Below are 13686 nucleotides of genomic sequence, written 5' to 3'. Positions count from 1 at the left end.
CGGTTCAGACTTCACCTTCACCTCTATTGTCATCTCCACCTCCGGTGCCTGTAGTGGTAACCCCAAAAACAACTATTTTGGACATGATGCGTTCTCAACCCAAGCTAGGCGATATTTTGCTGCAAGCGGGGGTCATCACCGAGTCCCAGTTGATGGAAGCGCTTAAAAAGCAAAAATATACAGGCAAGCGTTTAGGGGAACTTTTAATCACTGACGGCATCATCACAGAGATCAAATTGGCGGAGGCCTTGTCGAAGCAGCTCAAGCTGCCCATGTTTACCCTCACGCGTTATCGTCCTATGCCGGAGGCCATCAAATCCGTTCCCCGTCACGTGTCCGAGCGCTTGCAGTTGATACCGCTCTCCATCGTTGAGGGGGATATATTGCTAGTCGCTATGACCAATCCTTTGGATCTTTTGGCCCAGGACGAGGTTCGTATACTCACGGGACGCGACGTGAAAGTGGGCATCACAACACCTACGGAGATTCGCGACAACCTAGACAGACTCTACAACCTTCAGGGCAACCTGGAAGACGCCATTGTGGAAATTTACGGTGACAGCGACCTGCCTCAGGAGAACGTGGCGGAGGCTAACGTCGACGACGCGCCGGTCATTCAGTTGGTCAGCAACGTCCTGGACCAGGCGGTCCGGGAGGGAGCTTCGGACATTCACGTAGAACCCTATGAAAAAACAGCCCGTATACGTTATCGCGTGGACGGAGCTTTGTACACAGCCTTCGATTATCCAGTGGCACTACACCCAGCCGTTTCCGCCCGCATGAAAATCATGGCAGGCATGGACATCGCCGAGAGAAGAAAACCCCAGGATGGGCGTATTTTGATAAAAGTATCAGGTCGGCGGATAGACCTTCGCGTCAGTTCGCTGCCCACGATGAACGGCGAAAAAATGGTTTTACGTATTCTGGACCAGGAAAGCTCGGCGGTGGGACTCGAAAGGTTGGGGCTGGAGCCCGACGATATGGAGAAAATCGATATTTTCTGCGGGACTCCTTGGGGAATCATGCTGGTTACGGGACCGACGGGGAGCGGCAAGTCCACGACCCTCTATTCCATACTCGAAAAAATCAATCAGCCCGACGTGAATATCGTCACGGTGGAGGACCCCGTGGAGTTCACAGTGGCCGGCATCAACCAGGTACACGTCAACGAGAAGGCGGGCTTGACCTTCGAGTCCGCGTTGCGTTCCATTTTGCGTCAAGACCCCGACAAGGTCATGGTGGGGGAAATCCGTGACCAGAAGACCGCCCAAATCGCCATCAGGGCAGCTCTCACGGGACACTTCGTTCTTTCCACCCTGCACACGAACGACGCGCCCAGCGCCGCCACGCGTATGGTGGATATGGGGGTGGCTAACTTCCTGGTTTCGGCCTCGCTTTCCGGCGTCGTCGCTCAAAGGTTGGTCCGAAAGCTCTGTCCATTCTGTAAGGAGGAGTATGAGATGGACCTCAACATGTGCGACGCTCTGGAGGTTCCTCACGGTTCCCACGCTTGGAAAGCCAAGGGATGCAACGAATGCCGGCAAGGTTATAAGGGGAGAAAGGGTATTTACGAGATTATGATGGTAGATGACGACCTGAGAAAGATGATTTTGGAAGGGGCTAGCAATATCGCTATTCGCGCCGAGGCTATTGCCAAAGGAATGAAGACGCTCCGAAGATCGGGCATCAACAACGCTTTGGTTGGCTTGACCAGCATAGAAGAGGTCTTCGCGACGACTCTCTAGAGGCCGTGAAATGAAGCCGTGAAATGAAGCCGTGAAATGAAAAAGAATTGAATTATAAAGTCGCATGTCGCATATGGGAGGGGTCTAATTTGCCAGCGGATTTGAGAGCCTTGTTGGGTGAGGTCATTAAAAGAAACGCCAGTGATTTGCATATTAGCGTGGGAGTGCCGCCCGCGATGCGCATGGACGGGGGGTTACGCTACGAGGAAGAAGTAGGGCCTCTGACGGCCTATGACGTAGAGCAAGCCTTACAAACGATCCTGACCAGCGAACAAATGGAGAAGTATAGAGAATCTAACGAGCTGGATTTCAGCTTTACCTACAAAGCGTTGGGGGATCTTGAAGCCCGTTTCAGAGGCAACGCTTATTTCGAGTCGCGCAATATGGCGGCGGCCTTTCGTCTGATTCCCTTGAACATTCGATCCATCGACGATCTGAGCCTGCCTCCCGTCTTAAAAGAGATCAGCAAGCGCCGCAGAGGGCTTTTTTTGGTGACGGGACCCACAGGACATGGCAAGAGCACAACTTTGGCGGCGATCCTGAACGAGATCAACAATACTCGTTACGATCACATCATTACCATAGAGGACCCCATTGAATACGTATACCGGTCGGCGAAGTGTCTGGTGCACCAGAGGGAGATTGGCACCGACACGGAAAGCTTCTCCGAGGGTCTGAGGCGCGCGCTGCGCCAGGACCCGGATGTCCTTCTGATAGGGGAGTTGCGCGACTTGGACACCATCAGCGCCGCCATTACCGCTTCGGAGACGGGACATTTGGTTTTCGGCACGCTGCACACCCAAGACGCGGCCCAGTCCATCGACCGTATCATCGATGTTTTTCCTCCTCACCACCAAACGCAGATTCGGATCCAATTATCCACCGTTCTGGCGGGGATTTGTTCGCAACAGTTGATTCCGAAGGGAAAGGAAAGCGGAGGGGGGCGCATTTGTTCCACGGAACTGCTGATCGCGAATCCGGCGGTCCGAAACTGTATCCGGGAGGGCAAGACCAACCAGATCAAGACTTTGATTCAAACAGGGGTCAATGTAGGGATGCACACCATGGAACAAAGTTTGGCCGTGTTTGTCAAGAACAAGATTTTGTCCTTGGATGCCGCCTTGACCTATGCCTATGATCCAAAAGATTTACAGCGCATTTTACTAGAACAGCAGGGTGGACGTTGATTTTGCCGGCGTCCGTGAATTTCGACTTTTGAGATAGGAGGCTGCTGTTATGAATTTCAGATATAAAGCACGTGCTGCGGACGGTAAGATTGTAGAGGGACTTTTGGAAGCTGACAACCAAGGGGTCGCCTTGGATTCCCTGAGACAGAAAGGGATGCTGCCCTTGTCCGTCAACCAGGCTGGGCGAGGGGGGGCGGCGGTGACCGCCAACAAGCGGACAATGACCTTATTCGACAAAATGCAGCGCATCGGCACCGTTCCGTCCAAAACGAAGATGGTCTTCTTCCGCCAGTTGGCGACGATGATTCAAGCGGGACTCAGTTTGACCATGGCCCTCGATATCGTGTCAGAACAGGAGAAGAACCTGATCTTCCGCGACACTGTCAACGCCGTCAAAAACGGTATCGATCAGGGATTGCCAATGAGCCAGGTGATGAGACAGCAGCCGGTTTTCAACCAGATGATGGTCTCTCTGGTCCAGGCGGGGGAAGAAGGTGGTATTTTAGACAGCGCCCTGGATCGGGTGGCGGGGTTGCTGGAGAAACAGGCGGCGTTGACAAGCAAGATCAAATCGGCGATGTTCTATCCCGCTTTCGTAATGACCTTCGCCGTCAGCGTCGTGGTGGTGTTCATCGCTTTCATTTTGCCCAAATTCAAAGAGGTTTTCGGTGGCATGGGGATCGAACTACCCATGCTGACCCAGATGATGTTCGACTTCGGGGATTTCTGCGGAGAAGAATGGCCCATGATCTTGGGGTTTACTTTTATTGTGATTATTTCCTTCATTTGGATGTGCACAAGCAAAACGACAAAGCCGATGATGGACGCTTTCAAACTGAAAATGCCTGTCATTAAAGGCTTGGTGTTCAAATCCGTTATGGCGCGATCGACCCAGACCCTGGCCTCATTGGTCTCGGCCGGCGTTCCTATCCTGCGCGGCTTGGAGATGGCAAAGGAAGTGGCGGGAAACATCCTGATCTCCAGAGGGTTCGGGGAACTTCTGGAGGCGGCTAAACGGGGAAGCAACCTGGGAGACGCCGCCCGAGGCGCCAAGATATTCCCCATCCTGGTCTGTCAAATGATCCGCATTGGAGAGGAAACGGGACATTTGGACGGGATGCTGGAGAAGGTGGCCACGTGGTACGATCAGGAGTTAGACGAACAAATCAAGGCCATGACCTCCTTGATGGAACCCATCATGATCATCTTTGTGGGCGGTATCGTGGCTCTAATCGCTATGGCTATCTTTGGACCTATTACTTCCGCTATGTCTCAGATGGGATAATCTATAAGTCCTATTGTAACAAGGCAGCAATACTTTTATACTTCTACTATACTTCTATATATAGTACATACTAAATACAGAGAGAGAGAGGGGATTACAGTGAAGAAACATAAGGGTTTTACGTTGGTGGAGTTGTTGATCGTGATCGTGATTATCGGTATTTTGGCTTCGTCGATGTTGCTCTCCAGCAGCTCGGCTACCGCTTCGGCGGAAGCGGCCAACATCGTCAGCGAGCTTCGTAACCTGAAGGCGGCAACCATGATGTTTTTCGCGGATAGCATGGACGCGGTGAACAGAGGAGAGGCGAATTCGGTTATCAATTCCGGCAACAGTGCAAAGATACTTTTGGGAAAGTACATAGATAATCCCGAAAAAATTTCGACGCTCTATTTATTCAGGCAAACTAATGTGAGTACTGGAAGCAAGTGGTTTGTGGGTTTTGATCTGACAAACGCTACGAGCGAACTCAAGGAAAAACTACAGGGTCGGGCGGCGGCGACGGGACTTTATGGCACAAGTGGTACTTCATGCCCTACAGACCTTGGTGGCAGTGGCATTTTTAAAGTGAGCGATAAGGTCGTATGGGTGGTAGCCCGTTAGCAAAACACACCGAACATACCCAGTTGAAAATCACTGAGAAGCAAGTTCAATAAAGAGGATATGTTTAGATCTAAAGACCTATTGAATAAGGGTAAGATAGTCTTATACTGTTAGTACAAGCTCCAATATAGAGAGCAGAAATCAAGGGAGGTATAAGATTATGATGAAAGTGCGTAAAGGTTTTACATTGGTGGAGTTATTAATCGTTATCGTTATTATTGGAATTTTGGCGGCTGCAATGTTGCTCTCTAGCTCTTCAGCAACGGCCTCTGCGGAAGCGGCCAATATCATCAGTGAGCTTCGTAACTTGAAGGCAGCGACGATGATGTTTTTCGCAGATAGTATGGACGCTGTGAACAGGGGAGACGCGGACACGGTTATCAATGCCTCCGGCAGTGCGAAGACTCTTTTGGGTAAGTACATGGATAATCCCGAAAAAATCAGTGATCTTTATATGTTTAAGCAAGGGACTTCAGGCGGCGCGAAAAAATGGTTTGTGGGTTTCGATCTGACGAACGCCACGAGCGAGCTGAAGGAGAAACTGCAGGGTAAGGCGAAATCCACGGGGCTTTTGGGGAGTGCTGGGGTATCGAGCCTTCCAGGGCTGACCAGCGCTTTCGAAGTGTCTGATAAAATGATTTGGGTAGTGGCGCGTTAGTTAAAAAGTAATTCAAAAAGGCCCTGGCTCCTTCGGGGGCCTTTTTTATTGCTCTTGAACGACGTGAAAAACTATAATGGATTATGAAAAACCTCGAATAGACCCAGGAGGATGTATTTATAGTGTCCAATATTTCAAAAAAAAACGTTTTTTACGGTAGGTGTCTTTTGTTCTCTTTTTTCTTTCCCATCGTTGTCTTCATCTGCAATTACGTGGCGTTTCCCCGCCTTCCGGGTCTTATTGACAAAGATATGTTTCAGGATTTATTGATAGGCGGCTCGATTAACGCGCTATTTTTATTGCCCGGCATGATTCTTCCCATATTGATTCTCCCCTGTATGCTTCTTCTTTATGGAGGTGTCGTGCTTCCTACCTTGATTTACAGCGGATACATGATCACATTCAGGTCGCTTTTCGACTACGAGGTTTCCAAGTTCGTCTGGAATACCAACTGGAATGAGGCCTATGAATTTTTGGCGGCTCGTCTCCCCTTTTTTGCCTGGGGAGCGCTTTTGTTTGTCGTATTTTTCCCATTCGTTCTCATGGTTTGGGTATTGCGCGCTCCAAAGCCAGCCAACACCGCAAAACGGATGTTCTGTTTGCTTCCTCTGGTTTTGGGCGTCGTTTTTTATGAGGGATATTTTATGCGGCTTCATCCGCAGGAAAAGACGCGAACTTGGCTGGATAACAATGTGCGCGTTTATTTTTTTAGATACTACGCCAGAGAATTTTATAAATATAAAAACATGGATGATTATGAAAAATCCCTGTTGCGGCTCATGACGCAGCAACCCAAAGAACACTTCCCTTTGACGGGCCTCAAACGCACCTCAGATAGAGAGTTCGATGGAGAAATTGTCGGGCTTGTTCTGGTGGGCGAGTCCGCCACGAGAATTCATCATGGAATTTATGGTTATTTTCGCGATACGACGCCAAGGCTCCAGGCCATCAGCTCGGACTTGCTGATCTTCGATAAAGCCGAAGCTGTCGCGTCGGCTACTACGCGCGCTTTACTCGGAGCTTTCAGTTTTCTGGACAATCAGCGAGGTTATTTAATAGACTATACTTGTTCGATTTTCGATATTTTGAACGAGGCGAATTTCAAAACGTTCTGGTTGACGAATTCTGTTATAGAAAGCATCATCGCTTTTTCGGGAGCGGACGCTTTTGTCCGGCTAATAAACTCCAATGTACAACGATACGAAGACGTGAACATTGCTGATGAAAAAGGGAAATATCTGGATGGCGCCACTCTGCCCTTATTCAGGGATATTTTAGCGTCTTCGCGCTCCAATAAGGGAATTTTTGTCCACTTCAACGGTAGCCACATGCATTACGTTAATCGTTATCCCTCGGAATTTTCGCGTTTCAGAGATTACCCTGACGATCCTCGACGCCCTTGGCTCTCTCCGGCTAAGAAAAACCTTATAGACCAATACGATAATTCGATACTGTATACCGACTACATTATCGCCGAGTTCATAGAAGCGATAAAGGATCGAGGCGGAGCTTCTTTCGTTCTGTATTTCTCTGATCATGGAGAAGAGGTTTACGACACCCAGGATTTTTTCGGACGCGTCGATAAAAGGGTAGAGAAAACACCTTCGATTATGAAAATTCCTTTGATTCTTTGGCTTTCCGATGAATACAAGACACGTTTTCCAGAGATTGCGGAGACGGCGAGGACGAATCAGCACAAAGATTTTGTGCTAGACGACCTCTTTTGGACAATGATTGATCTTTATGATTTGACTTTCGACGGTTTCAGACCTGACAAAAGTATTGTTAACAAAGCTTATGTACCGGCAAATGTGAACTCACATTGATTTTAAATTTTTATATTTTCAGAAAGGTATTCGCTAAAATGTTGCTATTAATGAAAAGCTATTATCGAAGCTGCCTCTGGAGCGTTTGTCTCGCGTCGAGCTATCTATTTTGCTTTTATCTCGCCATGTTTTGTTCAGCGAAGGAATACGTTTGGGAATTTTATTATCCTTTTGTGAACGTGTTGTTTTTTTCTTTATTGATCTTCACCATCTCGACGGCCCCTGGTCCCTCTCGGCTATATTTGTTCCTGTGCTGTCTCATATTATGGGTTCCCACGATCATCGTCGCCTCTTACGTCCAAATTTATAAAAACCCTCTCAATTTTAATACTTTCTATTTCATCTGGGGAACCAATATAGCGGAGTCAGGGGAGTTTCTGCAGGAATGCCTCGAACGTTTCCCGTCGCTCCCACTATGGTGTCTCGCTTACATCTTCGTTCCGTTGCCAGCTGTGAGGGGAATGTCGCGGGAAGTTCGGAATCTGAAAAAAATTCCCATCAAATACAGATGGAGCGTGTGGGGCATCTTTATGGTTATTAGCGCCTCTTTCCTGTTCTGCTCGAACATACGGTTGTTCAATTATGGATTCCAGTTTTATAAGAGCTATTTTCGTTATCGGAGTGAAAGAAATCTCATTATCGGCATCAGTGACGCCAATAGAACCCGAATTATGGAAGAAGATGTCGAGGCGTCCGCTCCGGCCGACGTCAAAGAAACTTACATCGTGATTATCGGCGAAAGCGCGTCGCGGTATCATTGGAGAGTCTATGGTTATCCTAGGGAAACCACGCCCTTCATAATGGATCGCCTATCGAAAAACGAAATATTTTGTTTCAATAACGTAAACGCCACGGAGATCAGCACAATGAATTCTCTATTATGCGCTTTGAGCTTTATGGATCAAAATAAGGGTTGGGAATATTATCGTTATTCAATTATCGATATCCTCAATGGAGCGGGGTTCACTACGTATTGGTTTTCCAATAACGCTGTTATGGGAATGTGCGACACTTTATTGCAGGTCCTTTCGCGCAACGCTTCTTCCCGAAAATTTTCAGAAAATCGAGACGTTGATTTGAGAAGTATGCAAGGTGGTTTTATAACAAACCCAAACGATCTGCAGTACGACTCGGTTCTATTGCCTTGGTTGGAAGAGGCTCTTGACGAAAACATAACGAAAAAAGCGATCTTTTTGCATTTGAAAGGAAGTCATGGTCTTTATCAATATCGTTATCCCGCGTCTTTTAACTATTTTGATACCGCGCTGGGTATCGAGAGCTCCGACATTCGATCTCAGTCCAACAAAGTCGAGATCGTCAATTATTACGATAATTCAATTCGCTATACGGATTTTATCATCGATTATGTTATAAAATCCTTGGAATCCAGAAAGGAACGATCCTGGGTTTTATATTTCAGCGACCACGGGGAGGATGTTTTCGATTATAACGAAATCTCTGGCCGTGACCTGGAGAAAGTCAATAAATATATGTTGGATGTTCCTTTTATCGTCTGGTTTTCAGAAGAATACAAACGCGTGAGGGAAACCGACTTGTATCAAACCTACTTGGACAGGCCCTACCGTTTGGATGATATCATTTATTCCATTATGGACATCGCTGGTTTGAAAACGTATTTATACGATCCCTCGCGAAGTATTTTCTCTTCGTCGTACTATATGAGGGCAAGAATGTGTTTAGGGAAAATGTATCTCGCTTATCCTCCAGAGAACCTTGTCAACCCCAGAACAGTGGAACAAGAGTCCAAATTGATGCGTTGGCTTCTGGAAGGCCGAGGGGATTTATGAATTTATCAGGCTCTTTGTGGGCTTCGCTAAAACAAGCGCTATGACGGTTGTCTGATGTAAGAATTTTTATGTAAGAATTTTTATAGAGGAATTTCTATAAAAGAATTTCTATAAAAGAATTTCTGAGGAATTTCTATGGAGGAATCTCATGAAATTGATCATCCAAATCCCTTGTTATAACGAAGAAAACGCTCTTCCCATCGCCTTGACCGCCTTGCCGAGAACAATTTCAGAAATCGAGACGGTTGAATATCTTATCGTCAACGACGGCAGCCGAGACAAAACGGTGGAGGTCGCTCGGCGGTGTGGCGCGCACCATATTGTCAACTTGACCAAAAATCAGGGCTTGGCTGTAGGCTTCATGGTGGGGCTCGACGCCTGTCTAAAACTAGGTGCCGACATTATCGTCAATACCGACGCGGACAACCAGTATTGCGGGGCGGATGTGGATGTCCTGGTGCGCCCCATCTTGGAGGGGAGAGCGGATATCGTCATCGGAGAGCGTCCCATCGACAATATTGAGCATTTTTCTTGGCTCAAAAAAAAGTTACAGCGCCTAGGGAGTTGGGTCGTAAGAGTGGCCTCGAACACGGATATTCCCGACGCCCCCAGCGGTTTTCGAGCGTTTTCCCGCGAAGCTGCCATGAAGATGAACGTGGTGTCGGAGTACACCTACACTTTGGAAACTATCATTCAGGCCGGGCGCAAAAACATGGCGATAATCTCGGTGCCGATCAGGACCAACCCCAGCTTGAGAGAGTCTCGATTGTTCAAGAGCATAGGACAGTACATCAAGCGTTCGATTTTTACCATCTTGCGCGTTTTCGTTATGTACAGCCCTCTGCGTTTTTTCCTGTCCTTGGGACTTTGTTTTTTCGGAGTGGGATTTTTAATCGGGTTGCGCTTTCTAGTATTGATGTTCGTGTACAATGACTCGGCAGGCCATGTGCAGTCTTTGTTGCTTGCGATCGCCCTTATTTTGATAGGCGTTCAGACAATGATTTTGGGACTTCAGGCGGACTTGATCGCTGCCAATCGGAAAATTATAGAAGATGTACAATATCGTGTACGGCAGCTTTTTTACGATAAAGAAGACAAAAAAATGGGGGAAAAAATGGGAAAGGAGAGAGATTGTAATGGAAAAACTTCCTTTCGCCGAAAAATACGCCTCTAACAATCCAATCTCTCGTTACCTGATTTCTCATTTTATCAAGTCATTGTCCTCTTTGGTGAGGAAAGTCGCGCCTCGTAGCCTTCTCGAAATTGGATGCGGCGAAGGCCATTTGGCTTTTGCCTTAGCTCAAGAAGGATACTCTGTACATGGACTCGACGTGAGGGCGAACGCGATAGATTTAGCGTCTCGACACGCGCGCGAAACGCGTCTGGAGTCTCGCCTTCATTTTGAGGTGGGGGATCTCTATACTTTTCCTTTAGAACCTTTCCAGCAAGAACTTCTCATTTGTTGCGAGGTTTTAGAACATCTCGATTGTCCCGAGGCCGCTTTGAAGCGTCTCGCCGAGCTCTCCGCTGAATACGCCATTTTCAGCGTTCCGCGTGAGCCTTTATGGTGTTTTTTGAACTTCTGCCGGCTAAAGTATTGGCGTAGTCTGGGCAACACTCCCGGCCATGTCAATCATTGGAGTGAAAACGCTTTTTTGTCGTTTCTAAGGGCAAGATACACGGTGCTTGAAGTTCTGACACCTTTGCCTTGGACAATGGCACTGTGCAAAAAAGTATAACTTTGTTTTGTGACGCCCGGATAACTGTGCTTTATATTGACGATGAGCGGAGAATCGGCAAAAATCAAGTTTCGCGAAAAAAAGGAGTGTTTAAATATTGAAAATTCGGCCGCAATCGTTGTCTTATTCCGCCCTGTTTCTCCTGCTTTACGTTTTTTTGCCTTCGTTTGTCCTTTCCATTTTTCTCCTTTTGCGGATCGGTTCTCCTGAGCTGGCGTACTGGTCTTCACTGTTTTTATTGGCTGGTTTCGTTTTTTATAACCGAAAGAAATTCGGCGTGGGGGATATCCTCCTTCTTTTGACGTCGCTCGTTTTTTGTCACGTTGTTGCCTACAGTATTTTCGACTCCTTTTACGACGGATTGGCCTATCATCAGCCGGCCGTTGCGCGTATAGTCCAAGGATTCAACCCAATCTACGACGGTTATATGGATTTTGGGCGTCCGACGGATCTCTGGAGCAACCAAGCCACCTATTTCCCTAAGGCAACATGGTACTTCGCGGCCACGGTCACCGCCGCCTGGGGTGATCTTCAATTGGGGACGGTTTATCATCTGCTTCTACTCTTTGCGGTCATGTTTTTCCTTTGGGACGCTACAAAAGGGGAGTCGTTTTCCAAGAGGTTTTTATGGATTGTCGCTTGTTTGAACCCCATTGCCCTGACTCAGTTTACGGGTTACGTCGTGGATGGAGCGTTGGGGACTCTTTGCCTTGTGGGTATCTTTTATGCTTACCTTTTTTTCGACGGCAGGCCCATATCGCGCTTAACACACTTTTTTTGTCTTATCTCCATATCTTTGTTGTTTTGCGTCAAAACTACGGGGTTCGCTTATGGTAGCATCATTTTGTTTTGCGTCGTTCTTCACCGTTTTATCAGAACTTGCCGAGAGACACGAACGCCAACTTTCGCGGGACGCCTTGCTGCCGGAATACGGTCCGCGTTTCGTTTGAGTTTGAAGTTGGGATTACCCGTTTTCCTAGTGGTATTTATCTTGGGGTTTGCTCCCTATGTCACAAATCTTTTGAACGGCCGGCATATTTTTTATCCTCTGATCCAAAGCGAGGAGATGGGAGCCATTGGTGACACTTTGGAGAGAAGAGCTCAAACAATCTTCCCCAATGCACACAATCGCTATACGAGATTGTTGTGGTCGATCATCTCGCACACGCAGGAATCTAACGCGGAGATATTGACTCCCGTCAGACTCAAAAATCCTTTCGACGCTCCTTTTAAGGATTGGGAACCGTTTGTAGTAGCCGCGAATACGCACGCGGCGGGATTGGGGCCGCTATTTTTTCTCTTCTTAGTTATCTCCCTCTTGTTGCTGCCTATTTTTTACTTTCGCGAGATTGCTTGGCTTCTATTCCTGTTGCTGCTTCTGTTGTTCATACAACCCTATGCCTGGCAAATGCGCTACGCGCCGTTTCTGTGGATTCTCCCTCTGGCATTCCTTTTACCCATTCCTGATCAAAGAGGATATCTCCTTTGGATTCCCTTTTCTGTAGCTCTTCTCAACACCATAGGTGTTTTTTGCCTTTTTACGGGGAATCAATGGGTGATGACACAGACAATACAACAAGTCTGCGCTCCCCATGTCGGGGAAATGGTACTTTTGGACCAGAGTGTATTCGAATGGGATGGTATTTTTGACCGTTTTGACCTCAAACAAAAATACGCCAATCCAGAAGAAACGTTTTTCGGCAGAACGGCCGCGGAGCTGGGCAGCCTCTCGAAAGCCCGTACCGCTGGGGGCGTTAACATCTCCTTTGCGGATGATCTTTTACCCGTGCCGGAGACGCCCCTTATTTTTGCCCAAGAGGATGCGCTGCCCTGGCTCAGAATGTCGGAGGGACTGGTTCCTGCTGAGGAGACCTCTTCAAAAGATTTTTCCCGTTTTATCGTTTGGAGAACTTATGCTAACAAAGTGAAGTTTTACATGTCCTTGGACCGAGAGTCGGTGAACGACTGGGAAGTGTTGTTGAGGGGCCTCGTGTTCGACGAGGAAAGAGAAAGGACGGGAAAGGCGGCGCGCAAACTGTCCATTGAGGTTTTTATCAATCATCGGCAAATCGGAATCTGGGAGATCGATGGAGAAGCATCGACGGGAACGTTCTTGATCCCGAGACAACTCATGGAAGATAGTTTTAGGGACGAAATGCGCCTTGTGACGCTGAGATTACAGTTACGGGGCGTTTCCTCGCTGATAGAAAACGATCTTGAGCACTCGCTTTATGGTTTACAGATGGAAGGGATACAGATTCGAGAAAAGGGTGTGAACAGTACGATAGAAATATAATTAAATCTATGTTAATATAGTAATTATGAATAGATTGTTAAGCATAGGTGAAGCATTTGAAACATTAGGGGTTTCAATCACAATGCTACGGCGCTACGGCGTTGGGAAAAAATCGGACGAATTAAAACAGAACATTATAGTAGGCGGCCATCATGTTGATAGCGCATAGGATAGTCCTCGGATAGTCCTCGGATAGTCCTCAATCCGAATAACAAGCAAGCAACATATTTTGCCCGTGCGGCAGGTTGCGCCCGGTTTGCGTACAATTGGGCATTGGCTGAGGCGTTGGCTGAATGGAAGCGGCAGTACGAGGCGTGGAAAGCCGACTCTGCAAACCCAAAACCTAACCAGATGGCACTACGGCGCAAACTGAACAGTATCAAACGAACAGACTTTCCATGGATGCTGGAGGTCACCAAGTGCGCTCCGCAGATGGCTATCATGCAATTAGGCGCGGCATTTCGAAATTTTTTTACCGGGTGTGCCCGTTATCCGACTTTTCGTAAAAAAGGTGTCCATGACCGATTTTCAATGAGTAACGA

At 47.6% G+C, this 13686-nt stretch carries 11 protein-coding genes; all 11 read left to right on the top strand.

The genetic code is table 11. The features are described 5' to 3' along the window. The first annotated feature begins 86 nt into the window (after nucleotides 1-86). Nucleotides 87-1745: a Flp pilus assembly complex ATPase component TadA gene (gene tadA, locus LBJ36_00055; protein ID MDR1377435.1), complete on the top strand. Its 1659-nt coding sequence runs from the start codon at nucleotides 87-89 to the stop codon at nucleotides 1743-1745. An 89-nt stretch (nucleotides 1746-1834) separates the two neighbouring features. Next, on the top strand, nucleotides 1835-2932 hold the full coding sequence (locus tag LBJ36_00050; protein MDR1377434.1) for a type IV pilus twitching motility protein PilT: 1098 nt from the start codon (nucleotides 1835-1837) through the stop codon (nucleotides 2930-2932). Nucleotides 2933-2981: 49 nt separating this feature from the next. Then, nucleotides 2982-4217 (top strand): type II secretion system F family protein, encoded by a 1236-nt coding sequence (locus LBJ36_00045; GenBank protein MDR1377433.1) that lies wholly within the window; start codon nucleotides 2982-2984, stop codon nucleotides 4215-4217. 99 nt (nucleotides 4218-4316) lie between these two features. After that, nucleotides 4317-4817 (top strand): prepilin-type N-terminal cleavage/methylation domain-containing protein, encoded by a 501-nt coding sequence (locus tag LBJ36_00040; GenBank protein ID MDR1377432.1) that lies wholly within the window; start codon nucleotides 4317-4319, stop codon nucleotides 4815-4817. Between the two features lie 160 nt (nucleotides 4818-4977). Next, nucleotides 4978-5475 carry a prepilin-type N-terminal cleavage/methylation domain-containing protein gene (locus LBJ36_00035; GenBank protein ID MDR1377431.1) on the top strand — a complete coding sequence of 166 codons (498 nt, stop codon included), beginning with the start codon at nucleotides 4978-4980 and terminating at the stop codon, nucleotides 5473-5475. Between the two features lie 122 nt (nucleotides 5476-5597). Further along, nucleotides 5598-7301: a phosphoethanolamine transferase gene (locus LBJ36_00030; GenBank protein ID MDR1377430.1), complete on the top strand. Its 1704-nt coding sequence runs from the start codon at nucleotides 5598-5600 to the stop codon at nucleotides 7299-7301. A 173-nt stretch (nucleotides 7302-7474) separates the two neighbouring features. Beyond that, entirely contained in the window at nucleotides 7475-9109 is a 1635-nt protein-coding gene (locus LBJ36_00025) for a phosphoethanolamine transferase (GenBank protein MDR1377429.1), read from the top strand. Nucleotides 9110-9257: 148 nt separating this feature from the next. Beyond that, a complete protein-coding gene (locus LBJ36_00020; protein ID MDR1377428.1) occupies nucleotides 9258-10283 on the top strand; it encodes a glycosyltransferase family 2 protein in 1026 nt (341 codons plus the stop codon). Beyond that, nucleotides 10246-10848: a class I SAM-dependent methyltransferase gene (locus tag LBJ36_00015; GenBank protein ID MDR1377427.1), complete on the top strand. Its 603-nt coding sequence runs from the start codon at nucleotides 10246-10248 to the stop codon at nucleotides 10846-10848. The genes LBJ36_00020 and LBJ36_00015 overlap by 38 nt, the downstream gene beginning before the upstream one ends. 97 nt (nucleotides 10849-10945) lie before the next feature. Then, a complete protein-coding gene (locus LBJ36_00010; GenBank protein ID MDR1377426.1) occupies nucleotides 10946-13144 on the top strand; it encodes a hypothetical protein in 2199 nt (732 codons plus the stop codon). Between the two features lie 192 nt (nucleotides 13145-13336). Beyond that, nucleotides 13337-13686: helix-turn-helix domain-containing protein (locus LBJ36_00005; GenBank protein MDR1377425.1), on the top strand; the 350-nt coding region annotated here is incomplete at its 3' end.

This window comes from Synergistaceae bacterium, from assembly GCA_031267575.1.
In the GTDB taxonomy this organism is placed as follows: domain Bacteria; phylum Synergistota; class Synergistia; order Synergistales; family Aminobacteriaceae; genus JAIRYN01.
This window is presented reverse-complemented; position numbering and strand designations above follow the sequence as displayed.

Bases quoted from the DNA above. Each gene is read 5' to 3' on its own strand.
- tadA (MDR1377435.1), top strand. From the start codon at position 87: ATGCGTTCTCAACCCAAGCTAGGCGATATTTTGCTGCAAGCGGGGGTC.
- LBJ36_00045 (MDR1377433.1), top strand. From the start codon at position 2,982: ATGAATTTCAGATATAAAGCACGTGCTGCGGACGGTAAGATTGTAGAG.
- LBJ36_00035 (MDR1377431.1), top strand. From the start codon at position 4,978: ATGATGAAAGTGCGTAAAGGTTTTACATTGGTGGAGTTATTAATCGTT.
- LBJ36_00020 (MDR1377428.1), top strand. From the start codon at position 9,258: ATGAAATTGATCATCCAAATCCCTTGTTATAACGAAGAAAACGCTCTT.
- LBJ36_00015 (MDR1377427.1), top strand. From the start codon at position 10,246: ATGGAAAAACTTCCTTTCGCCGAAAAATACGCCTCTAACAATCCAATC.